The following is a 22312-nucleotide window of genomic DNA, read 5'->3' as shown; positions in this document are numbered from 1 at the left end:
GCGAATGGGCTGCAAAGCAGCCCCTGTAACTACATCAATGCGAGAGGTAGACGGTCAGGGTCTGGCCTGGCTTCAGGGCATGGCCGCTGCGCGGGTTCCAGCGCTTGAGGTGTTTCATTTCCACGTTGAAGCGCTTGGCCACCAGGTACAGCGAATCGCCTTTGCGTACCTTGTACTGCGTGGAGCGCTGCCCGGAGGCGGCTACCCGATTGCCAGCAGCGCTCGGCGCGCTGCCGCCGCGCAGGGCCAGGACCTGGCCAGCGCGCACGTTGTTGCCGGAGAGACGGTTCCAGCGCTTGATGTCCTTGACCGAAACGCGGTTGGCCTTGGCGATGGCGCCCAGGTTGTCGCCGCGCTTGACCCGGTAGCTGCGCGCCGCCACTGGGGCCTTGGCTTCGGCCACGGCGCGGGCGAACACAGCCTTGTTCGGCTGCAGGCTGACCAGCTGCTCGGGTTTGAGGTTGGACAGGCTGTCGCTCAGCAGCTGCGCCTTGGCGGTGGGTACCAGCAGCTGCTGCGGGCCGTCCACGGTCATGCGTTTCTTGAATGCCGGGTTGAGCTGGATCAGCTCGTCCTCGTCGATGTTGGCGAAGGCCGCTACCCGCGACAGGTCCAGGCGGTCGTTGATGGCCACCGCCTCGAAGTAGGGTTCGTTGGCGATCGGGTTCAGGTTCACGCCATAGGCTTGCGGCGTGAGTACCACCTGCGACAGGGCCAGCAGCTTGGGCACGTAGTCGCGGGTTTCCTGCGGCAGCGGCAGGTTCCAGTAGTCGGTGGGCAGGCCGAGCCGCTCGTTGCGCTCGATGGCGCGGCTGACCGTGCCTTCGCCGGCGTTGTAGGCAGCCAGGGCCAGCAACCAGTCGCCGTTGAACATGTCGTGCAGGCGGCTGAGGTAGTCCAGTGCGGCGTTGGTCGAGGCGGTCACGTCGCGACGGCCATCGTAGAAGTTGGTCTGGCGCAGGTTGAAGTGACGACCGGTGGACGGAATGAACTGCCACATGCCCGCGGCATGGGCGCGCGAGTAGGCCATAGGGTTGTAGGCGCTTTCGATGGCTGGCAGCAGGGCCAGCTCCAGCGGCATGTCGCGTTCTTCGAGGCGCTCGACAATGTAGTGCAGGTAGAGGCTGCCACGCTCGCCGGCGCTTTCGATGAAGCTTGGATTGCTGGCGAACCACAGGCGCTGCTGTTCGATGCGCGGGTTGACGTCGATGTTGTCCTGCAGGGCGAAGCCCTGGCGCATGCGTTCCCACACGTCCTGCGGTGCCTGTTCGGCCGGCTTTACCAGCAGCGGTGAAGGCTTGTGCTTGATCCGCGCCTGGTAGTTGTGCGCGCGAACGCTATCGGATTCGTCGAGCTGACGGGTGCTCTGGCAGCCCACCAAAGTGGCGGCCAGGGCCAGCGCACTGATTTGGGCCAGGCGCGTCAGGGCGACGGAATGAGAGGTTCTGCGGCTACGTGAAGACATCGGCTGACACAGGTTTCCGGGCGAAAAATTTCGGCGATTCTAGAAACCGCTCCGGGCCTGGTCAACCTTTGACCATCGCTTGCGATATATCTTGAGGTTATCAGAAGGTGTCCTTCCAAGACCTCAAGGCAGCAAAAACAGCGACATGCGAGGGGTTTGAATGTCCCTTCCATTCGTCTGCTTTTTGTTTAACTAATGTTTCAGAGGTGCGCAGGAAGGGGTTGGTCAGGCGCTCCAGACCGATCGTTGATGGCAATGTGATGCGATTTTCGGCACGCAAACGGGTAACGTCCTCGAACCGCTGCTGAACGTGCGGGTTGTCGGGTTCCACCGCCTTGGCGAAACGCAGGTTGCTCAGGGTGTATTCGTGGGCGCAGTACACCTCGGTCTGCTCTGGCAGGGCTGCCAGGCGGGCGAGGGCTGGCTGCATCTGTTCGGGAGTGCCTTCGAACATGCGCCCGCAACCGGCGGCGAACAGCGTGTCGCCACTGAACAGCACCGGCGTTGCCGGCTGGTCGCTGAACAAGGCGATGTGCCCCAGGGTATGGCCGGGCACGGCCAGCACCTGGAAGGTCACGCCCAGCACGGTCACCTGGTCACCTTCGTCCAGCGCCAGGTCACGGCAGGGGATGCGCTCGTGGGCCGGGCCGCAGACCCGGGCCCCGGTCAGCTGCTTGAGCCTTTCCACGCCGCCGACGTGGTCGTTGTGGTGGTGGGTGACCAGGATGTCACTCAGCACCCAGTCGGGGTTGGCCGACAGCCAGCGTTCCACTGGGCCGGCGTCACCCGGATCGACCACCGCGCAGCGGCGTTTGGCAGTATCCTGTAACAACCAGATGTAGTTGTCGGAGAAAGCGGGGAGAGCATCGATCTGTATCATGGTGCGGATCCGATTCGCCTAGCGTGGCACATGAAGGCATCTTATCCGCGATGGCGCGGTGCGAGAACCTTCGAGGGAGAGCGCAATGACCGACCAAGCCTTTGCCCAGGCCGACCCGGACTGGGTCAAGCTGATCAGCCTGGCCCGTGAGTGGTTCAACGGCCCACTCGGCCAACTGATGCTCAGGGAGGAGGAAAAACTGCTGGAAGAAGAGCTCGGGCGCTTCTTCGGGGGTTACCTTGTGCACTACGGGCCCTGCGCCGAGCCACCGCCCAGCGCACCCCAGGTACAGCGCAGCGTGCGCCTCGGTGCACCGCTGCCGGGGGTGGAGATTGTCTGCGAGGAGCAGGCCTGGCCGCTGAGCGAGCACGCCGCCGACGTGGTGGTGCTGCAGCATGGCCTGGATTTCTGCCTTTCGCCCCACGGCTTGCTGCGCGAGGCGGCCAGCGCCGTGCGCCCTGGCGGGCACCTGCTTATCGTCGGGATCAACCCCTGGAGCAGCTGGGGCATGCGCCATTTCTTCAGCCACGGCGCCTTGCGCAAGGCCCGTTGCATCTCGCCGTCACGGGTGGGCGACTGGCTCAACCTGCTGGGCTTCGCGCTGGAGAAACGCCGCTTCGGGTGCTATCGTCCGCCGCTTGCCTCACCGGCCTGGCAGCAACGCCTGGCGGGCTGGGAACGGGTGGCTGGCGGCTGGCAGAGTTCCGGTGGCGGTGTGTACCTGCTGGTAGCACGCAAGATGGTGGTGGGCCTGCGGCCGTTGCGCCAGGAGCGTCGCGAGCCGATGGGCAAGCTGCTGCCGCTGCCCCTGGCCAAGGTCAACCGCACGGCGGCCAACCCGGATACTGAAAAGCACTGAACATGAGTGGTACATGAGCGAAAGCGTCGAGATGTTTACCGATGGTGCCTGCAAGGGCAACCCTGGCCCTGGCGGCTGGGGCGTCCTTATGATCTACAAGGGCGTCGAGAAGGAACTGTGGGGCGGCGAACGCGAAACCACCAACAACCGCATGGAACTGATGGCCGCGATCCAGGGCTTGATGGCGCTGAAGCGCGAATGCGAAGTGGTGCTGACCACCGACTCGCAGTACGTGATGAAGGGCATCAACGAATGGATGACCAACTGGAAGAAGCGCGGCTGGAAAACCGCGGCCAAGGAGCCGGTGAAGAACGCCGACCTGTGGCAGCAGCTGGATGAGCAGGTCAACCGCCACAAGGTGACCTGGAAGTGGGTGCGCGGACATATCGGCCACCCCGGCAACGAACGCGCCGACCAGCTGGCCAACCGTGGGGTCGATGAAGTGCGCGCCAAGCGTTGAGCTGGGGTACAATTCCGGCCTTTGTAACTGATGCAAGTTGGAGCGCCCCGCGTGGAGCAGCAGCAAGATAAACGGTTCGTCATTCTCGATACCGAAACCACGGGTATGCCGGTCAGCGAAGGCCACCGGATCATCGAGATCGGCTGTGTCGAGGTCATCGGCCGGCGCCTGACCGGGCGGCACTTCCACGTCTACCTGCAGCCAGACCGCGAGAGTGACGAGGGCGCCATCAACGTCCACGGCATCACCGATGCCTTCCTGGTCGGCAAGCCACGCTTTGGCGATGTCGCAGAGGAGTTCTTCGAGTTCATCCAGGGCGCCACGCTGGTCATCCACAACGCGGCGTTCGACGTTGGCTTCATCAACAACGAATTTGCCTTGCTGGGCCAGCAGGACCGCGCGGACATTTCGCAGCACTGCACCATCCTCGACACCCTGCTGCTGGCGCGCGCGCGCCACCCGGGGCAGCGCAACAGCCTGGATGCGCTGTGCAAACGCTACGATATCGACAACTCGGGCCGTGAACTGCATGGCGCATTGCTCGACTCGGAATTGCTGGCTGACGTCTACCTGGCAATGACCGGTGGCCAGACCAGCCTGTCGCTGGCCGCGCATGGGGCAGAAGCCGGGGATGAAGGGACGGGTGCTGGTGGCAGCGAGATTCGCCGTATTACCGGGCGTGTGCCCGGGCGGGTGATCATGGCCAGTGCCGAGGAGCTGGAGGCGCATGCCGAGCGCCTGGCGGCCATTGCCAAGTCGGCGGGTGGGCCATCCATGTGGCAGGCTCTGACCGAGACACCTGCTGGCTGATCTTTCGCCTGCTCCGGCCCTTTCGCGGGTGAACCCGCTCCCACAGGTTCATCACAAGTTCCGAAGCCGGTGATGTACCTGTAGGAGCAGCCTTGTGCTGCGAAGAGGCCATTTCTGCTGAAGAAGATCTGTTGCCCTACCGGCCTCTTCGCAGCACAAGGCTGCTCCTACAGATCCTGCGCATGTCTTGAAGGCGATACCGGTCCTGACCACACAGGTTCTACTACCCTGAAATGGACGCCATGTCCTTCGGAGGTAGCCACCTGATGTACAAGGACCTCAAGTTCCCCATCCTCATCGTGCACCGCGCCATCAAGGTTGACAGCGTCGCTGGGGAGCGTGTGCGGGGCATCGCCGAGGAGCTGCGCCAGGATGGCTTTGCCATCCTCGCCGCCGCCGACCATGCCGAGGCCTGCCTGGTCGCTGCCACCCACCATGGCCTGGCCTGCATGCTGATTGCCGCCGAGGGCGTCGGCGAGAATACCCACCTGCTGCAGAACATGGCCGAGCTGATCCGCCTGGCCCGCCTGCGCGCCCCCAACCTGCCGATTTTCGCCTTGGGCGAACAGGTGACCCTGGAAAACGCCCCCGCCGAAGCCATGAGCGAGCTCAACCAGTTGCGGGGCATCCTCTACCTGTTCGAAGACACCGTGCCGTTTCTTGCGCGCCAGGTGGCGCGTGCCGCACATATCTACCTGGACGGCCTGCTGCCGCCGTTCTTCAAGGCCCTGGTGCAGCACACCGCGCAGTCCAATTATTCCTGGCACACCCCGGGCCACGGCGGCGGCGTGGCCTATCGCAAAAGCCCAGTGGGCCAGGCCTTTCACCAGTTCTTCGGGGAAAACACCCTACGCTCGGACCTGTCCGTTTCCGTGCCCGAGCTGGGCTCGCTGCTCGATCACACCGGCCCCTTGGCCGAAGCCGAAGCCAGGGCTGCGCGCAACTTTGGCGCCGACCACACCTTTTTCGTCATCAACGGCACCTCCACGGCCAACAAGATCGTCTGGCACGCCATGGTCGGCCGCGACGACCTGGTGCTGGTGGACCGCAACTGCCACAAGTCGGTAGTGCATGCGATCATCATGACCGGTGCCATTCCCCTCTATTTGTGCCCGGAGCGCAACGAACTCGGGATCATCGGCCCGATCCCGCTCAGCGAGTTCAGCCCCGAGGCGATCCAGGCGAAGATCCAGGCCAACCCTCTTGCTCGCGATCGCGGGCAGCGCATCAAGCTGGCGGTGGTGACCAACTCCACCTACGACGGCCTGTGCTACCACGCCGGGCTGATCAAGCAGACCCTGGGCGCCAGTGTCGAGGTGCTGCACTTCGACGAGGCCTGGTTCGCCTATGCGGCATTCCACGAGTTCTTTACCGGGCGCTATGCCATGGGCACGGCCTGCGCGGCAGACAGCCCGCTGGTGATCAGCACCCATTCCACCCACAAGCTGCTGGCCGCGTTCAGCCAGGCCTCGATGATTCATGTGCAGGACGGGGCCAGGCGCCAGCTGGACCGTGACCGCTTCAACGAAGCGTTCATGATGCACATCTCGACCTCGCCGCAGTACAGCATCCTCGCTTCGCTGGACGTGGCCTCGACCATGATGGAAGGGCCGGCCGGGCGTTCGCTGCTGCAAGAAATGTTCGACGAGGCGCTGAGCTTTCGCCGTGCCCTGGCCAACCTGCGCGAGCACATCGCTGCCGACGACTGGTGGTTCAGCATCTGGCAGCCGCCGAGCGCCGAAGGCATCCACCGCCTGGCCGCGCAGGACTGGCTGCTGCAGCCGGGGGCGGAGTGGCACGGCTTTGGCGAAGTGGCGGACGACTATGTGCTGCTCGACCCGCTGAAGGTGACCCTGGTGATGCCGGGCCTGAGCGCGGGCGGTGCACTGGGCGAGCATGGCATCCCGGCGGCAGTGGTCAGCAAGTTTCTCTGGGAGCGGGGGCTGGTGGTGGAGAAAACCGGCCTGTACAGCTTTCTGGTGCTGTTCTCCATGGGCATCACCAAGGGCAAGTGGAGCACCTTGCTCACCGAGTTGCTGGAGTTCAAGCGCCACTATGACAGCAATACCGCCCTGAGCAACTGCCTGCCGAGCGTGGTGGCTGCCGATGTCTCACGCTATCAGGGCATGGGCCTGCGCGACCTGTGCGACCAGTTGCATGGCTGCTACCGCGCCAATGCCACGGCCAAGCAACTGAAACGGTTGTTCACGCGCTTGCCGGAGGTGGCCGTGAGCCCGGCCCGGGCCTATGACCAGATGGTGCGCGGTGAGGTGGAGGCGGTGCCGATCGAGGCGCTGCTGGGGCGTGTGGCAGCGGTGATGCTGGTGCCGTACCCGCCTGGTATTCCGTTGATCATGCCGGGGGAGCGGTTTACCGAGGCGACCCGCTCGATAGTCGATTACCTGGCCTTCGCCCGGGCGTTCAACCAGGGCTTCCCAGGTTTCGTCGCCGACGTGCACGGCCTGCAGAATGAAAGCGGCCGCTACACGGTGGACTGCATCAAGGAATGCGAATGATCTCGACGCCGCTGCGTGCCAGTTCGAAGCGGTTTTCACCCAGATGGTTGACCTTGTCGCCGATGGCCAGGCGATAGGTGGTTATGGGCGCGCCCAGCGTGCTGCCGTCGGTTTGCAGGGTCGACTCCTGGAACTCGTGCACGGGGTAGATGCGGCCTTCGGCGTCACGGGCGTGGAATTGGCCGACCATTACTGCTGCCATTTGGGTGGAAACCTCTGAATTGCGTGGGAAATGTCTGCAGGCATAGACCGTGTAACAGCGTCGGAAGTTTTCGCCCCGCGGAAAAAAAAACCAAAGCGCCGAGGAACGGTCATCTATAACTACAACGTCCCTTTACTCAGCAAAGGTTGGAATTGCCATGAGCCAGGTGTATTCGGTAGCGGTTGTCGTCGGTAGCTTGCGCAAGGACTCCTACAACCGCAAGATCGCCCGCGCACTCTCGGAGCTGGCGCCGTCCAGCCTTGCCCTGAAGATCGTCGAGATTGGCGATTTGCCGCTTTACAACGAGGATGTCGAGGCCGAAACAGCGCCGGAAGCGTGGAAGCGTTTTCGCGACGAGATCCGCCGCAGTGATGCGGTGCTGTTCGTCACCCCGGAGTACAACCGCTCGGTGCCTGGCGGCCTGAAGAATGCCATCGATGTGGGTTCGCGGCCCTACGGGCAAAGTGCCTGGAGTGGCAAGCCGGCGGCGGTGGTCAGTGTGTCGCCTGGGGCCATTGGTGGCTTTGGCGCCAACCATGCCGTGCGCCAGTCGCTGGTGTTTCTGGACATGCCGTGCATGCAGATGCCCGAGGCCTACATCGGTGGTGCGGCTAGCCTGTTCGAGGATTCGGGCAAGCTCAATGACAAGACCCGGCCGTTCTTGCAGGCGTTTATCGACAAGTTCGCTTCCTGGGTGAAGTTGAACAGGGCGGTTTGACCTGCCTTGAGCAATTATCGCTGAGGGCACGAACCCTGTAGGAGCGGCCTTGTGTCGCGAAAGGGCTGCGCAGCAGCCCCAGGATTTCAGCTTCGCAACATAAATTGCCGGGGCTGCTGCGCAGCCCTTTCGCGACACAAGGCCGCTCCTACAAAAAGCTGTGCACAGCGGCCTAGCGGAAGCTGTAGGAAACCCCGGCATACACGCCAAAGCCTTCGCCCGGTGTCGAACGGGCTCTATCCAGGCCTGCATCGTCGTAGGTGGGGGTCACCGTCGCCGCATAGCGCTTGTTGGTCAGGTTGCGCAGGTCCAGCCAGGTCTGCCAGTCCTGCTTCGGTGAATCCCAGCCCAGGCGTGCGCCGAGCAAGGCATATTCATCGGCGTGGTAACTGTTGGCGTAGTCCACCTGCACCTTCGACGCCATCTGCGTGTTCACCCCGGCGTAGAAACCGCTCGGCCAGTCATAGCGCAACTCGGCCTGGTAGTAGTGCATGGGGATGCCCGGCAGGCGGTTGTCGCCGAACTTGTCGTCATCGCGGTAGTGGAAGTCACTGAGGGTGTAGGCCTGGCGCAAGCTCAGCCTGCCAGTACCGGCGCGTTCCCACAGGGTACTGTCGAGGCCGGCTTCCACGCCCTGGTGCACGGTGGCGCTGGCGTTGAATTCCTTGGCCGGAGCGCCTTGCACGATCTCCACCGCCAGCAATTCATGGCGAACCTGCGAGTAGTACCACGCCAGGTCCCAATGCCCCAATGCCGATTCGCCGCGTGCACCCAATTCCAGTGTGGTGGCCGTCTGGTTTTGCATCTCGATCGGTTGGTTGGCTGTGGGCGCACTCCAGATCAGGGCCCAGGGATGGGGCGGCTCTACCGAGCGGCTCAGATTGCCGTACACCTGCAAGTCCGGGCTGATGTCATAGCGCAGCCCCAGGCGTGGTGCATAGTCCCAGTCATGCTGGCTCACTTTGCCGCCCCCGGCAGGGTGGTAAGTGACATCACTTTCACGGCGGGTATAGATCATCGCCAGGCCAGTGGTCAGCCACAGGTTCGGTACCAGCTCCAGGTCATTGCCCACATGCAGCACGGTGTCCGAACCCTGGTAGCTGAAGTCACGGGTGCGCTCACCGAACACGTCGCCATTACGGGTGAACTGTGAAGCACCGCTGTTGGGCAGGTGCTTGGTGGTGCGCCAGCCGACGGTGGTCTTGCTCTCGTGGCCGAACAGGGTGTCGCGGCGGAAGTAGTTCAAGGTGCCGCTCACATCGGTATAGGCCACCTTCAGGCGCATCGGTCCTTCGCGCAGGTCCATCGGGTAGTCGTGGTAGACCAGGCCGGCTTCCAGGCGCGCATCGTCGTCGAGGTAGAAGGTGGTCTTGTTGCCCACCCAGGTGCTGCCCGGCTGCGGGCGGCTGTCGTCGCGGGCCAGGTAGGCCGGGTTGGCCGCGCGTGGGTGATGCTTGATCTGCTCCTTGGTCAGGCGCCCGGCCAACTCGTTCTCGGTTTCCCGGTAGCGCAGGTAGAAGCGGGTTTCCAGGTTCGGGTTGAAGCGGTAGCCGACATTGACCGCCACACCCTTGGCACTGCCGCTGCTGTGCGCCTGGTAGCCGTCATATTCCGAATCGGTCAGGGCCACGTAGTAGTCGAGGTTGCCCAGTACCTGCCCCGAGCTGATGTGCCGATGCTGGTAGCCGCGGCTGCCGACTTCGTAGCGCACCTGCAGCGGCGCTGCGTCGTAGCCGGTGTGGGTGACGTAGTTGATCGCACCGCCCAGGGCGAGGGAACCCTGGTCGAAGCCGTTGGCGCCGCGCAGCACTTCGGCACGGCTCAGCCACAGCGGCTCGAACAGCTCGTAGGGCGTACCGCCCGGGCCGGTCAGGGGCAGGCCGTCGAACATCGTGTACACCCCGGAGCCATGGGCCCCCGGTGCGCGGTTGATGCCCGAACCGCGGATCGACAGTTTGATGCCATCGTTGCCCGCCGATTGCGCGAACACCCCGGGCTGGTAGGCCAGTACATCCTGGTTGCTGGCAACCCGGCCTTGCCCTACACGCTGCATGTCCACCAGGTTGCTTGCGCCCGGCACTTCGTGCAGGCGTTCGCTGGCTGCAGTCAGGTCGTTCTGCTCCTCATCGGTGATCAGCACCTGGCCCAACTCGACCGAAGGTGCCGCCAGGGCGGGCTGGGAGGCAGCGAAAGCAGCCAGCAGGCCGAGGCAGGATGGTGGGGGCAAAACGCAACGCATTGTACGACTCCAGGCGAAAGGCGAATGGACAACGGCGTTGAGACGAGCGAAATGCCGCTTGGAGCACGAGGAAAGTCGACAAAAATCGCGCAACCTTCGTCAGACGGTTTTGTACGAAAGTTCTTTACAAGCCGTAGCGATGGAGCAGGGCGACCCGCGCTTCGTAAGGTGATTGCAGACCGGCAGCGATGCCTCGCTCAATCACCCGTGGAGTTCAAACATGACTGACAACGCACGACACTCGCAGCAACCCCTGGCGGACGCCCCGGTTCGCCTGACGCCACGTGAACGGCAAGTGCTGTTGTGGTGTGCCTACGGAAAGAGCTCGTGGGAGATTGGCCAGATCCTGGAGTGCAAGGAATCGACGGTGAACTTCCATGTGTCGAACATCCTGCGCAAGTTCGATGTGCCCACGCGGGTGGCTGCAGTGATCAAGGCCATTCGCTACGGCATGCTGGCCGAGCAGTGAGGGGGTGAAGCATGGGCAACGATCCTCGGTTACGGCGTTTTGCCGATTGCCATGACCCCTTCTGGCCACGGGTGGAACTGAACAGGCTGCGTGAGCGCCTGAACCTGCAGCGGCCTGTCAGTGAGGCTGTGCTGGAAGTGGCCGCACGCTGCGCTGCCATCGACGCTGTACGCGAATTCGCGCGCTGGCGCGCGGTGTTGCGAGAACGGGGCTACAAGCGCCTCGAGGATGTGGCCGGGCATGACCACGGGCGTGCATTGCGGGTGTGCTATATCCGCTTTGTCGAAGCCGCGGTCATGCATTACCTGGGCTCGACCGCCTACCTGCCCGCCGCACACCGAGGGGCTGCCCATGACTGAAAAATCTGTTGTCGACAGCCTGGCCCCGGCGCTGGTGGAGTTGCTGGGCGTGGATGGCAATGTCCTGTTCGCTGCGCTGCTGGGGGCTTTGCTGGTGAGTGCGGCGCGCGACCGCTTGATCACCAACACGGCCAGGCGCCTGACGCTGGGCAAGAAACTCTTGCTGGTGTTCGTGACCGTGGGGGTTGGCCACCTGTTCGAGCCGCTGGTTTCGTCACTGGTACCCTTGCTGAGCCGTGGCATGGCAGGGTTCGTGGCTGCCGTGGTGGTGATCCCCATCAGCCTCAAGGTGATGGTCTGGCTGGATACGCTGGACCCGCGCGAACTCATCCAGCGCTGGCGCCGCCGGGGCTAGCCGCTGGCGGCATTGGGCGAGCGACTGGTCAGCGCGCTCAATTGCCGCTCAAGCTGCTGGATGCGTTGCTTGTCCTGAACCAGCAGGAGAACGGCTTGGCGATCGGCAAGCGACAGGGTGCGCAGGCGCGCGAGCATGTCCTGTTCCCAGCCTTCGTCGTCCAGGCCTGCGCGATGTCGTTCGGGTTCACCCAGCAGAAGCCAGTCCAGTGAGCATGCATACTGCCTGGCGATATCTATGCAAAGTGAATAAGGAATGCTGTCGCGTACCTTCCAGCTGCTCAATGTCTGCGGGCTGATCGAGAGCGCTCTGGACAGCTCGGCGTCCGATTCCGTAGCGGTCAGAAGCTTCAGCCTGGTAAGCACCGAAGCAAGTACGTGGGTACTCATAACAAATATCCATGACTGGTTTAATGATATTCCATGGGCTTAAACTACTCGTTATGAATACAGCCCTGCGTTTTAAGGAGCATTCCTGCAATGAGAAACATCAAACTGAAGAATACACCTATATATGCAGCCAATACTGACAAAACCGGACGACTATTCTCACAGAAGGTAAGCCCGAACAATGCTTGCAGGTACTTGCCGTGAGTACATACAAGCTGGTTTGCCCGCATTGCCACAGCCGGATGCGTATACGCACCAGTGAAGGGCGTCATATTTTCCTGCGGATCGCCTATTTGCAATGCACCAACGAGGCGTGTGGCTGGTCGGTGCGTGCCGAGTTCGAGATGACCCATGAGCTCTCGCCCAGCGGCATGCCCAACCCGGAAGTGTACCTGCCTTCGGCCAACGGTGATTTACGCAAGGCAGCGCTGCCGGGGGCCGTCCAGGACAATCCTGGTGAATAAGCCTTCATGCTCACGGATAAAAGCGTGCAGATAAAAAAACACCCCGCATAAGCGGGGTGTCTTGTTTTGCCGGGGCGATCAGCCGATCAGTTGCAGGCCGGCTTGCTGGACCATTTCCAGCAGCGGTTGCGGGTACACACCCAGCACGAAGGCGAGAATGGCGATGGCCAGCAGCATGACGCCGCCGGTGCGCTGTTCCCATTTCAGCGGGGCGTCGTGGCGACGCAGGTTCGGCTCGACCAGGTACAGGGTGACCATGACGCGCAGGTAGTAGTAGACACCGATGGCGCTACCGATCACCAGGGCACCGACCAGCCACCACAGGTGCGACTCGACGCCGGTGGCGATGATGTAGAACTTGCCGATGAAGCCGGCGGTCAGCGGGATACCCGCCAGCGACAGCATCATCACGGTCAGTACCGCAGTCAGGTACGGACGGCGCCAGAACAGGCCGCGGTACTCGTACAGTGCATCGGCGTCACGGCCGCCGTAAGGCGAGGACATCAGGGTGATGACACCGAAGGCGCCCAGGCTGGTGATCACGTAGGTGACCAGGTACACGCCCATGGCTTCCAGGGCCAGGCCCTTGCTGGCGACCAGGGCGATGACCAGGTAACCGAAGTGGGCGATGGACGAGTAACCGAGCAGGCGCTTGAGGTTGCTCTGGGTCAGTGCCAGCAGGTTGCCGATCAGGATCGAGGCCACGGCAATCACCGCCAGTACGGTGCTCAGCGCGCCGCTGCTGGCAGCAGGGGAGAGCATGAACAGGCGCACGACCACGGCGAACACCGCGACCTTGCTGGCGGTGGCCAGGAAGGCGGCGACCGGTGCCGGGGCGCCTTCGTACACGTCCGGGGTCCACAGGTGGAACGGTACCAGCGACAGCTTGAAGGCCAGGCCGACCAGCATCATGCCCAGGCCCAGTTGGGCCACCAGGCTTGGCATGCTGGTGGCGGCCAGGGCCTTGCCGATCTGGTCGAAGCTCAGGCTGCCGGCGTCGGCGTACAGCAAGGCCATGCCGAACAGCAGGAAGGCCGAGCCTGCGGCCGACAGCACCATGTACTTGATGCCGGCTTCCAGCGAGCGCTTGTTGAAGAAGGCATACGCCACCAGGCCATAGACCGGTACCGACAACAGCTCCAGGCCGATGAACAGGCCGGCCAGGTGGTTGGCGCTGACCAGCACCAGGCCACCGAGGGCCGACATCAGCAGCAGCAGGTACAGTTCTTCACGGTTGCCCGGGAAACCCTTGGAGCCTTCGCCGAGGTAGGCGTGGGCAAGGGTGACGCAGGCCAGCGTCGCCACCAGGATGATCGCCATGTACAGGCAGGCGAACTTGTCGATGGTGATCAGCGGGGTGACCGCCAGCGGCGCAACCTTCAGCGCCGGCAGGATCGACAGCAGGGCCAGGTTGAGGCCCACGGTGGACAGCAGGAAGGTCTGCGAGTGGTTGCGCTTCCAGGCGATCGCCAGCATCACCACCACCGTGGTGATGGTGGTGATCAGCATCGGCGCCAATGCGATGAAGTGTTGAGTGGTGAATTCCATAGCGCTCTTACCGGGCCGAAGCGAGTTGAGTGAAAGCGGAACCGAGCCACTGCTGCACACCACTCATGGTGGCGGCAGAGGTGTCGAGGAACGGCTGCGGATACACGCCCAGCAGGATCAGCAGTACCGCCAGGCCCAGGACCATGATCAGTTCGCGTCCGTCCATGCCGGCCAGCACGGTGTCGGTCTTGGCCGGGCCGAAGTAGGCGCGGTGGATCATAATCAGCGAGTACACCGAACCGAACACCAGGCCAGTGGTGGCGATCACGGTGATCCAAGGCACGCTGGCGAAGCTGCCGATCAGGATCAGGAACTCGCCGACGAAGTTGCCTGTACCGGGCAGGCCCAGGGAGGCGGCGGCGAAGAACAGGCTGATGGCCGGCAGGTAGGCGATGCGGTGCCACAGGCCACCCATCTGGCGCATGTCACGGGTGTGCAAGCGCTCGTACAGCTGGCCGGCCAGGATGAACAGCGCGGCAGCGGACAGGCCGTGGGCCAGCATCTGGATCACCGCGCCTTGCAGGGCCTGCTGGCTGCCGGAATAGATACCGATCAGCACGAAGCCCATGTGCGAGACGCTGGAGAAGGCGACCAGGCGCTTGATGTCGGTTTGCGCAAAGGCCAGGAAGGCACCGTAGAAGATACCGATCAGGCCCAGGGTCATGGCGATTGGCGCAAACTCGGCCGAAGCGTTCGGGAACAGCGGCAGGGCGAAGCGCAGCAGGCCGTAGGCCGCAGTCTTCAGCAAGATACCGGCCAGGTCCACGGAACCTGCGGTCGGTGCCTGGGCGTGAGCGTCAGGCAGCCAGGAGTGGAACGGCACCACCGGCAGCTTCACCGCGAAGGCGATGAAGAAGCCCAGCATCAGCAGGTATTCGGTACCGGCTGGCAGTTCTGCCTTGAGCAGGTCGCTGTAGTTGAAGGTGATCACGCCGGTGTTGGTGTAGTTGACCAGCACCAGGCCGAGGATCGCCACCAGCATGATCAGGCCGCTGGCCTGGGTGAAGATGAAGAACTTGGTCGCCGCGTAGATCCGGGTCTTCTTGCCGTCCGACGAGCTGTGACCCCAGAGCGCGATGAGGAAGTACATCGGCACCAGCATCATTTCCCAGAAGAAGAAGAACAGGAACAGGTCCAGGGCCAGGAACACACCGACCACGCCGCCAAGGATCCACATCAGGTTGAGGTGGAAGAAGCCGACGTGACGCTGGATCTCTTTCCAGGAACACAGTACCGACAGCACACCGAGCAGGCCGGTGAGCAGGATCATCAGCAGCGACAGGCCGTCGAGGGCCAGGTGGATGCTGATGCCGAAACGCTGGATCCACTGGACTTTGTATTCCAGGGCCCAGGCAGGCTCGGCGCCCGGAGCGGGTGCCAGGGTGTAGTCGCCGTTACCCCACAGCCACAGGCCGATGCCGAGCAGAAGGGACATGGTCAGCAGCGCGATCCAGCGTGGCAGGGTGGCGCCGAAGCGCTCACCCAGCCAGCACAGGAAGCCGCCGATGAAGGGGATCAGGATCAGCCAAGGCAAAATCATGACGGGTTCGTTTCCTTTTGCAGGGTCGCAAGGTTCGCAAGGTTCATGGTCATACCGCGGCCACTACCACAGCGCCGAGTACCAGCACTGCGCCAACGGCGATCGAAGCGGTGTACCAGCGCAGCTGGCCGGTCTCGGTCTTGCTCATGGCGACGTGGCCGCCGCGAGCCAGGCGAGGAATCAGGCCGATGCTGCGGTCAACCGGATCCTTGCGCAGGATGTGGCTGATCAGCAGGTAAGGTTTGACGAACAGCTTGTCGTAGATCCAGTCGAAGCCCCAGGCGGCGAACCACCAGGCCGACAGGACACGACCGATACCGCTGTTGGCGACGGCGCTGACGAAGCGGCGCTTGCCCAGGAACAGCAGGGCCGACAGCAGGATACCGGCGATGGCGATGGCGCCCGAAGTGATCTCCAGCGCGTGCTTGGCTTCGCCACCGGCGTGGCCGGCGCTTTCAGGCAGCACACCTGCCAGTGGCGGGGTGATCCAGGCGCCGACGAAGGTCGACAGCACGATCAGCACGCCCAGCGGCAGCCAGTGGCTGATGCCGTGGCCAGCGTGGGCTTCGGTCTTGGCTTCGCCGTGGAAGGCGATGAAGATCAGGCGGAAGGTGTACAGCGAGGTCATGAACGCACCGACCAGGCCGGCGTACAGCAGGCCGGTGTTGCCGCTGGCGAAGGCTTCCCAGAGGATCTCGTCCTTGGAGTAGAAGCCCACGGTCACGATCGGCAGGGCAGCCAGGGCAGCGCCACCGACCACGAAGCTGGCGTAGGCCAGCGGCAGTTTCTTCCACAGGCCGCCCATCTTGAAGATGTCCTGCTCGTGGTGGCAGGCAACGATCACCGCACCGGAGGCAAGGAACAGCAGGGCCTTGAAGAAGGCGTGGGTCATCAGGTGGAAGATCGCCGCGTCCCAGGCGCCAACGCCCAGGGCCAGGAACATGTAGCCGATCTGGCTCATGGTCGAGTAGGCGAGGATACGCTTGATGTCGGTCTGCACCAGCGCGGCGAAGCCGGCCAGTACCAGGGTCACGCCACCGACCACCCCTACCAGGTGCAGGATGTCCGGCGCCAGCAGGAACAGGCCGTTGGTACGGGCGATCAGGTACACGCCCGCAGTCACCATGGTTGCCGCGTGGATCAGCGCGGAGACCGGAGTCGGGCCGGCCATCGCGTCGGCCAGCCAGGTCTGCAGTGGTAGCTGGGCCGATTTACCGACCGCACCACCCAGCAGCATCAGGGTTGCCAGCACCATCCAGGTGTCGCCAGCCTGGAACTTCTGCGGTGCCAGCACCAGCAGTTCCTGCACGTTCAGGGTACCCAGCTGGACGAACAGGATGAACAGGCCGATGGCCATGAACACGTCGCCGATACGGGTGACGATGAATGCCTTGAGTGCCGCGTTACCGTTGTTGCGGTTGCTGTAGTAGAAACCGATCAACAGGTACGAGCACAGGCCCACGCCTTCCCAGCCGAAGTAGATGAACAGCAGGTTGTCGCCAAGCACCAGGAACAGCATGCTGGCGATGAACAGGTTGGTGTACGCGAAGAAGCGCGAGTAACCGGCTTCGCCACGCATGTACCAGGAAGCGAACAGGTGGATCAGGAAGCCGACACCGGTGACAACGCCGAGCATGGTGACCGACAGGCCGTCCAGGTACAGGGTGAAGTTCGGCGCGAAGCCGTCCACCGACATCCACTGCCACAGCAGCTGGCTGTACGCGCCGCCTTCAGGCGGGGCGACATTGAATTGCCAGATGACGTAGGCGGCGGTGGCCGCCGAAAGGCCTACCGAGCCGACGCCGATCAGGGCGGACAGGTTCTCCGAGAACCGCCCGCGCGAGAACGACAGCAGCAGGAAGCCGACGAGGGGGAAGACGAAAGTCAGGAAGAGAAGGTTCATCCGCGCATCTCACTGGCAGCATCGATGTCGAGAGTGTGGAAGCGGCGATACAGCTGCAGCAGGATGGCCAGGCCAATACTGGCCTCGGCGGCTGCCAGGCTGATCACCAGAATGAACATCACCTGGCCGTCGGGCTGGACCCAACGGGCACCGGCGACGACGAACGCCAGGGCAGAGGCGTTCATCATGACTTCCAGGCTCATGAGCACGAAGAGGATGTTGCGGCGGACCATCAGGCCAACCAGACCTAAGCATAACAGGATGCCGGCGACCGCCAGACCATGCTCGAGAGGGATAGCACCCATGATTTACTCCTTCGCCTCGTTGCGGCCCAGGTGGAAGGCGGTGACGGCCGCGGCCAGCAGCAGCATCGAAGCCAGTTCGACCACCAGCAGGTAAGGGCCGAACAGGCTGATGCCGACTTCTTTCGGGCCCACGGTGGTACCGCTGATGCCGGCGCCGCTCGGGGTGACGAACAGCACGTACAGCAGCTCCAGCAGCAGCAGGGCGGCGAGGATCACCGGCCCGGCCCAGATACCGGGCTTGAGCCAGCCCCGTTCCTGGGCGACCGAAGCCGGCCCGAGGTTGAGCATCATCACCACGAACACGAACAGCACCATGATGGCGCCGGCGTAGGCGATCACTTCCAGGGCGCCGGCGAACGGCGCACCCAGGGCGAAGAAGATCATGGCCACGGAAATCAGCGAAATGATCAGGTAAAGCAAGGCGTGCACGGGGTTGGTGCCGGTCACCACCCGAAGGGTGGAGACCACGGCGATCCCGGATGCGAAGTAGAAAGCGAATTCCATCTTTCTGTCCTTATGGGAGCAAGCTCTTCACGTTGATCGGCTCGGCTTCGTTCTGTGCAGAGCCCTTCGGCTTGCCAGCGATTGCCATGCCGGCAACACGGTAGAAGTTGTAGTCAGGGTTCTTGCCGGGGCCGGAGATCAGCAGATCTTCTTTCTCGTACACCAGGTCCTGACGCTTGAACTCGGCCATTTCGAAATCCGGAGTCAGCTGGATCGCGGTGGTCGGGCACGCTTCTTCACACAGGCCGCAGAAGATGCAGCGCGAGAAGTTGATGCGGAAGAACTCCGGGTACCAGCGGCCGTCCTCGGTCTCGGCCTTCTGCAGCGAGATGCAGCCGACCGGGCAGGCCACCGCGCAGAGGTTGCACGCTACGCAGCGCTCCTCGCCATCGGGGTCGCGGGTGAGGACGATGCGGCCGCGGTAGCGCGGCGGCAGGTACACGGGTTCTTCGGGGTACTGCAGGGTGTCGCGCTTGCGGAACCCGTGGGAGAACACCATTGCCAGGCTGCGCAGCTGGGTGCCGGTGCCCTTAACGATGTCGCCGATATACTTGAACATGGGTCAAATCCTCACTGGGCCGCGACGGCTGGCGTGTTGTAGAGCACGATCGCAGCGGTCACCAGCAAATTGATCAGGGTCAGCGGCAGGCAGAACTTCCAGCTGAAGTCCATCACCTGGTCATAGCGTGGGCGCGGGATCGAGGCGCGCAGCAGGATGAACAGCATGATGAAGAACGCGGTCTTCAGCGCGAACCACAGGAACGACAGTTGCGGCAGGATGCCGAACGGGCCGTGCCAGCCGCCGAAGAACAGGGTTACCAGCAGCGCCGAGATGAGGATGATGCCGATGTACTCACCGACGAAGAACATGCCCCATTTCATGCCGGCATACTCGATGTGGTAGCCGTCGGCCAGTTCCTGTTCCGCTTCGGGCTGGTCGAACGGGTGACGGTGAGTCACGGCGACGCCAGCGATGAAGAAGGTGCAGAAGCCGAAGAACTGCGGAATGATGAACCACAGGTTCTGGGCCTGGTATTCAACGATGTCGCGCATGTTGAACGAACCCACCTGCACCACCACGCCCATCAGCGCCAGGCCCAGGAACACTTCGTACGACACGGTCTGTGCCGAGGCACGCAAGCTGCCCAGCAGGGCGTACTTGTTGTTCGACGACCAGCCGGCGAACAGCACCGCGTAGACCGACAGGCCGGCCATGGCGAAGAAGAACAGCAGGCCGATGTTCAGGTCGGCGACGCCCCAGGTCGGGGTGATCGGGATGACCACGAAGGCGATCAGCAGGGCGCTCATGGCCACTACCGGTGCCAGGGTGAAGATCACGCGGTCGACGAAGGGCGGGTTCCAGTCTTCCTTGAAGAACATCTTCAGCATGTCGGCAGCGATCTGGAACATGCCGAACGGGCCGACGCGGTTCGGACCGTAACGGTCCTGCCACCAGCCCAGCAGGCGGCGCTCGACGAAGCTGAGCAGCGCGCCGCAGACCACCACCGCCAGCAGGACCACGATGGCCCGCAGCACGGTCAGGATCACATCGATCACTTCGGGGGTGAACCAGCTCATTGTGCTGCCTCCTGCAGACCTTCGACGGATGCACCGAAGATGGCAGGCGGAATGCCGGCCAGGCCTTTCGGCAACGCGACCAGGCCAGCGCCCAGCTCTTCATTGATACGCAGCGGCAGGCGCAGGGCCACACCGGCAACGTTCAGGCTCAGCAGGGCACCGTCGTTGACGCCCAGGCGGTCGGCTTCGGACTTGGCCAGGGCCACGTAGGCTGCCGGGATGCGCTCTTGTACCGGTGCGGCGCGCGAGGAGCTTTCTTCGCTGCCGAACAGGTGGAAGAATGGCACGGCAGTCCAGGTACCACGGGCCGGGTTGAAGGCGCCCGGAATGGTATTGAACCAGTGCAGGCGGTCGCCTTGCGGTTCGATCAGGCGTACGCCCGGGTCACCTGCACGCAGGTGGCCACCGACCTCGTCCTGGAACTTGTTCCAGGCTTGCGGCGAGTTCCAGCCCGGCGACCAGGCGAACGGCACTTGCTGACGCGGTTCGGCCGAACCCGAGTAGCCTTCCATGGAGAAGGCGAACGCGGTGTCCTTGTCTTGCGGAGTACGCGGCTCGTGCACGCTGATGTTGGCGCGCATGGCGGTACGGCCGGAGTAGCGCAGCGGCTCACGGGCCAGTTTCATGCCCTTGATGCGGAACGCGGCGCTTGGCGCGGCGTTGACGATGCCGGCCAGTTGCGGGGCGGCTTCGGCGCAGGCGCTGGTGACGTGGTCCAGCTGGGTCCAGTCGACCGGCTTGTTCAGCAGGGTGGCACGCAGGGCGTGCATCCAGCGCCAGCCTTCGTGGATCTGGATGCTGCTGTCCAGGTATTGCGGGTCGAAGACCTGGAAGAAACGCTGGGCGCGGCCTTCCTGGCTGACCAGGGTACCGTCGCCTTCGGCGAACGAGGCGGCCGGTAGCACCAGGTGGGCGCGGTCGACAGTCGGGGTTTTCGAGTGGTCGGCAACGATCACTACCTTGGCCGCGGCCAGGGCTGCATCGACCTTGGCGGCCGGTACGCGGGCGTACAGGTCGTTTTCCAGCACGACGATGGCGTCGGCCTTGCCGCTGATGACCGCGTCCAGCGCGGCATCGACCGACTCGCCACCGAGCATGGCCAGGCCGAGGCTGTTGGCTTCAGGCACCACCAGGCTCAGTGAGCCGTTCTTCTCGCGCAGTTTCAGCGCCTTGGCGATGTTGGCGGCGGCTTCGATCAGCGCCGGGTCGGCCAGCGAAGTACCGGCTACGACCAGTGGGCGCTTGGCCGCGACCAGGGCGTCGGCGATGCGCTGGGCCAGGGCTTTCGCTTCGGCGTCCAGGCCTTCGACGGCAGGGGCGCTCGGGTCGATGGCGTGGGCCACGGCAAAACCGATGCGGGCCAGATCGGCCGGGGCGGCGTGCACGCATTCTTCGGCGACGTCGTCCAGCTTGGTTTCAGCCAGCGAAGCGATGAACAGCGGGTACAGCGCGTGCTGGCCGATGTTCTTCACGGCGGCGTCGAGCCACGGCTGCACCTTCATCGCTTCGGCCATGGCCTCGGCCTTGCCCTTGGTGGCCTGGCGCACGGCCAGGGCGACGCGGGCGGCGGTCTGGGTCAGGTCTTCACCGAGCACGAACACGGCGTCGTGGTCTTCGATGTCGCGCAGGGTCGGGACCGGCAGCGGGCTGTTGTTCAGCACGTTCAGGGCCAGGCGTACGCGGGCCAGTTCGCCGGCTTCCATACCCGAGTAGAAGTACTCGGCACCGACCAGCTCACGCAGGCCGTAGTTGCTTTCCAGGCTGGCGCGTGGCGAGCCGATACCGACGATGGTACGGCCGCGCAGCAAGTCGGCGGCCTTGTCCAGAGCGGCGTCCAGGCCCAGCTTGGTGCCGTCGGCCAGGTGTGGCTGGCGTGGGCGATCCTTGCGGTTGACGTAGCCATAGCCGAAGCGGCCACGGTCGCACAGGAAGTACTGGTTGACCGAGCCGTTGAAGCGGTTTTCCACCCGACGCAGTTCGCCGTAGCGCTCGCCCGGGCTGATGTTGCAGCCGCTGGAGCAGCCGTGGCAGATGCTCGGGGCAAACTGCATGTCCCACTTGCGGTTGTAGCGCTCGGAGTGGGTCTTGTCGGTGAACACGCCGGTCGGGCAGACCTCGGTCAGGTTGCCGGAGAATTCGCTTTCCAGCACGCCGTCTTCGACGCGGCCGAAGTACACGTTGTCGTGGGCGCCGTAAACGCCCAGGTCGGTACCACCGGCATAGTCCTTGTAGTAGCGCACGCAGCGGTAGCAGGCGATGCAGCGGTTCATCTCATGGGCGATGAACGGGCCGAGGTCCTGGTTCTGGTGGGTACGCTTGGTGAAACGGTAGCGGCGCTCGTTGTGGCCGGTCATTACCGTCATGTCCTGCAGGTGGCAGTGACCGCCTTCCTCGCACACCGGGCAGTCGTGCGGGTGGTTGGTCATCAGCCATTCGACGACGCTGGCGCGGAACGCCTTGGACTCTTCATCGTCGATGGAGATCCAGGTGCCGTCGGAGGCAGGGGTCATGCAGGACATGACGATACGACCGCGGGTGTCGTTCTCGTCGGTGTACTGCTTGACCGCGCACTGCCGGCAGGCGCCAACGCTACCAAGCGCCGGGTGCCAGCAGAAATAAGGGATGTCGAGGCCGAGCGACAGACAGGCCTGTAACAGGTTGTCTGCACCGTTGACTTCGAGCGCTTTGCCGTCTACGTGGATAGTGGCCATTGTTCAAAGTTCTTCGTTGGCCCGCGTGAGCGGGCGTG

General features: G+C 63.6%; 22 protein-coding genes. 9 read left to right on the top strand and 13 right to left on the bottom strand.

The window, feature by feature from the left end; genetic code table 11:
* Nucleotides 1-34: 34 nt before the first annotated feature.
* Together M1D87_RS17840 and gloB are read right to left on the bottom strand one after the other, a co-directional pair.
* On the bottom strand, nucleotides 35-1465 hold the full coding sequence (locus M1D87_RS17840; protein ID WP_013973401.1) for a lytic transglycosylase domain-containing protein: 1431 nt from the start codon (nucleotides 1463-1465) through the stop codon (nucleotides 35-37).
* A 100-nt stretch (nucleotides 1466-1565) separates the two neighbouring features.
* Entirely contained in the window at nucleotides 1566-2345 is a 780-nt protein-coding gene (gloB, locus tag M1D87_RS17835; RefSeq protein ID WP_123085707.1) for a hydroxyacylglutathione hydrolase, read from the bottom strand.
* A gap of 85 nt (nucleotides 2346-2430) precedes the next feature.
* On the opposite strand from gloB, the gene M1D87_RS17830 reads away from it, so the two are divergent.
* From M1D87_RS17830 to M1D87_RS17815, 4 genes are all read left to right on the top strand, one after another.
* A complete protein-coding gene (locus tag M1D87_RS17830; RefSeq protein ID WP_123085706.1) occupies nucleotides 2431-3204 on the top strand; it encodes a class I SAM-dependent methyltransferase in 774 nt (257 codons plus the stop codon).
* Nucleotides 3205-3217: 13 nt separating this feature from the next.
* A complete protein-coding gene (gene rnhA / locus M1D87_RS17825; protein WP_003261021.1) occupies nucleotides 3218-3664 on the top strand; it encodes a ribonuclease HI in 447 nt (148 codons plus the stop codon).
* Between the two features lie 51 nt (nucleotides 3665-3715).
* The gene (dnaQ, locus tag M1D87_RS17820; protein WP_039613097.1) at nucleotides 3716-4474 is read left to right on the top strand and encodes a DNA polymerase III subunit epsilon; all 759 of its coding nucleotides are present in this window, start codon (nucleotides 3716-3718) and stop codon (nucleotides 4472-4474) included.
* Between the two features lie 266 nt (nucleotides 4475-4740).
* Nucleotides 4741-6990, top strand: a complete 2250-nt coding sequence (locus M1D87_RS17815; protein WP_123085711.1) for an Orn/Lys/Arg family decarboxylase — start codon at nucleotides 4741-4743, stop codon at nucleotides 6988-6990.
* On the opposite strand, the gene M1D87_RS17810 is transcribed toward M1D87_RS17815, so the two are convergent.
* Nucleotides 6974-7192, bottom strand: a complete 219-nt coding sequence (locus M1D87_RS17810; RefSeq protein WP_003261019.1) for a hypothetical protein — start codon at nucleotides 7190-7192, stop codon at nucleotides 6974-6976. The genes M1D87_RS17815 and M1D87_RS17810 overlap by 17 nt on opposite strands.
* Before the next feature lie 157 nt (nucleotides 7193-7349).
* Between M1D87_RS17810 and chrR the strand changes: the two genes are divergently transcribed.
* Nucleotides 7350-7910 (top strand): class I chromate reductase ChrR, encoded by a 561-nt coding sequence (gene chrR, locus M1D87_RS17805; RefSeq protein WP_123085705.1) that lies wholly within the window; start codon nucleotides 7350-7352, stop codon nucleotides 7908-7910.
* A gap of 172 nt (nucleotides 7911-8082) precedes the next feature.
* Here the strand turns inward: chrR and M1D87_RS17800 are convergent, their stop codons facing one another.
* Entirely contained in the window at nucleotides 8083-10149 is a 2067-nt protein-coding gene (locus tag M1D87_RS17800) for a TonB-dependent receptor family protein (protein WP_232881182.1), read from the bottom strand.
* A gap of 220 nt (nucleotides 10150-10369) precedes the next feature.
* Here M1D87_RS17800 and M1D87_RS17795 point away from each other — a divergent pair, with 220 nt between their 5' ends.
* From M1D87_RS17795 to M1D87_RS17785, 3 genes are read left to right on the top strand one after another with little or no spacing between them, the layout of a single operon-like run.
* Nucleotides 10370-10618, top strand: coding sequence for a helix-turn-helix domain-containing protein (locus M1D87_RS17795; RefSeq protein ID WP_003261017.1), 249 nt, complete (start codon nucleotides 10370-10372; stop codon nucleotides 10616-10618).
* 11 nt (nucleotides 10619-10629) lie between these two features.
* Nucleotides 10630-10977 (top strand): head completion/stabilization protein, encoded by a 348-nt coding sequence (locus tag M1D87_RS17790; protein WP_123085703.1) that lies wholly within the window; start codon nucleotides 10630-10632, stop codon nucleotides 10975-10977.
* Complete coding sequence (locus M1D87_RS17785) at nucleotides 10970-11332, top strand: hypothetical protein (protein WP_015271057.1); 363 nt, start codon at nucleotides 10970-10972, stop codon at nucleotides 11330-11332. Before M1D87_RS17790 ends, M1D87_RS17785 begins: the two co-directional genes overlap by 8 nt.
* On the opposite strand, the gene M1D87_RS17780 is transcribed toward M1D87_RS17785, so the two are convergent.
* A complete protein-coding gene (locus M1D87_RS17780) occupies nucleotides 11329-11721 on the bottom strand; it encodes a helix-turn-helix domain-containing protein (protein ID WP_003261013.1) in 393 nt (130 codons plus the stop codon). The two genes, M1D87_RS17785 and M1D87_RS17780, sit on opposite strands and share 4 nt — an antisense overlap.
* A gap of 200 nt (nucleotides 11722-11921) precedes the next feature.
* Here M1D87_RS17780 and M1D87_RS17775 point away from each other — a divergent pair, with 200 nt between their 5' ends.
* A complete protein-coding gene (locus M1D87_RS17775) occupies nucleotides 11922-12185 on the top strand; it encodes an Ogr/Delta-like zinc finger protein (protein WP_023662582.1) in 264 nt (87 codons plus the stop codon).
* A 78-nt stretch (nucleotides 12186-12263) separates the two neighbouring features.
* Here M1D87_RS17775 and nuoN read toward each other — a convergent pair whose 3' ends face one another.
* The 8 genes from nuoN to nuoG are packed head-to-tail and all read right to left on the bottom strand — an operon-like array spanning nucleotide 12264 to nucleotide 22274.
* Nucleotides 12264-13733 carry an NADH-quinone oxidoreductase subunit NuoN gene (gene nuoN / locus M1D87_RS17770; protein ID WP_013973390.1) on the bottom strand — a complete coding sequence of 490 codons (1470 nt, stop codon included), beginning with the start codon at nucleotides 13731-13733 and terminating at the stop codon, nucleotides 12264-12266.
* 7 nt (nucleotides 13734-13740) lie between these two features.
* Nucleotides 13741-15273: an NADH-quinone oxidoreductase subunit M gene (gene nuoM / locus M1D87_RS17765; protein WP_015271056.1), complete on the bottom strand. Its 1533-nt coding sequence runs from the start codon at nucleotides 15271-15273 to the stop codon at nucleotides 13741-13743.
* Between the two features lie 49 nt (nucleotides 15274-15322).
* The gene (gene nuoL / locus M1D87_RS17760) at nucleotides 15323-17176 is read right to left on the bottom strand and encodes an NADH-quinone oxidoreductase subunit L (RefSeq protein ID WP_013973388.1); all 1854 of its coding nucleotides are present in this window, start codon (nucleotides 17174-17176) and stop codon (nucleotides 15323-15325) included.
* On the bottom strand, nucleotides 17173-17481 hold the full coding sequence (nuoK, locus tag M1D87_RS17755; RefSeq protein ID WP_123085702.1) for an NADH-quinone oxidoreductase subunit NuoK: 309 nt from the start codon (nucleotides 17479-17481) through the stop codon (nucleotides 17173-17175). Before nuoK ends, nuoL begins: the two co-directional genes overlap by 4 nt.
* A 3-nt stretch (nucleotides 17482-17484) precedes the next feature.
* Complete coding sequence (nuoJ, locus tag M1D87_RS17750; protein ID WP_003261007.1) at nucleotides 17485-17985, bottom strand: NADH-quinone oxidoreductase subunit J; 501 nt, start codon at nucleotides 17983-17985, stop codon at nucleotides 17485-17487.
* A gap of 10 nt (nucleotides 17986-17995) precedes the next feature.
* The gene (nuoI, locus tag M1D87_RS17745) at nucleotides 17996-18544 is read right to left on the bottom strand and encodes an NADH-quinone oxidoreductase subunit NuoI (RefSeq protein WP_003251442.1); all 549 of its coding nucleotides are present in this window, start codon (nucleotides 18542-18544) and stop codon (nucleotides 17996-17998) included.
* Between the two features lie 11 nt (nucleotides 18545-18555).
* Complete coding sequence (nuoH, locus tag M1D87_RS17740) at nucleotides 18556-19563, bottom strand: NADH-quinone oxidoreductase subunit NuoH (RefSeq protein WP_003251440.1); 1008 nt, start codon at nucleotides 19561-19563, stop codon at nucleotides 18556-18558.
* The gene (gene nuoG, locus M1D87_RS17735; protein WP_015271054.1) at nucleotides 19560-22274 is read right to left on the bottom strand and encodes an NADH-quinone oxidoreductase subunit NuoG; all 2715 of its coding nucleotides are present in this window, start codon (nucleotides 22272-22274) and stop codon (nucleotides 19560-19562) included. Before nuoG ends, nuoH begins: the two co-directional genes overlap by 4 nt.
* Between the last annotated feature and the right edge of the window lie 38 nt (nucleotides 22275-22312).

The sequence above is a fragment of the Pseudomonas sp. SA233 genome (assembly GCF_054792385.1).
Note: the sequence above shows the minus strand (reverse complement) of the source record. Positions and strands in the feature narration are given on the sequence as shown.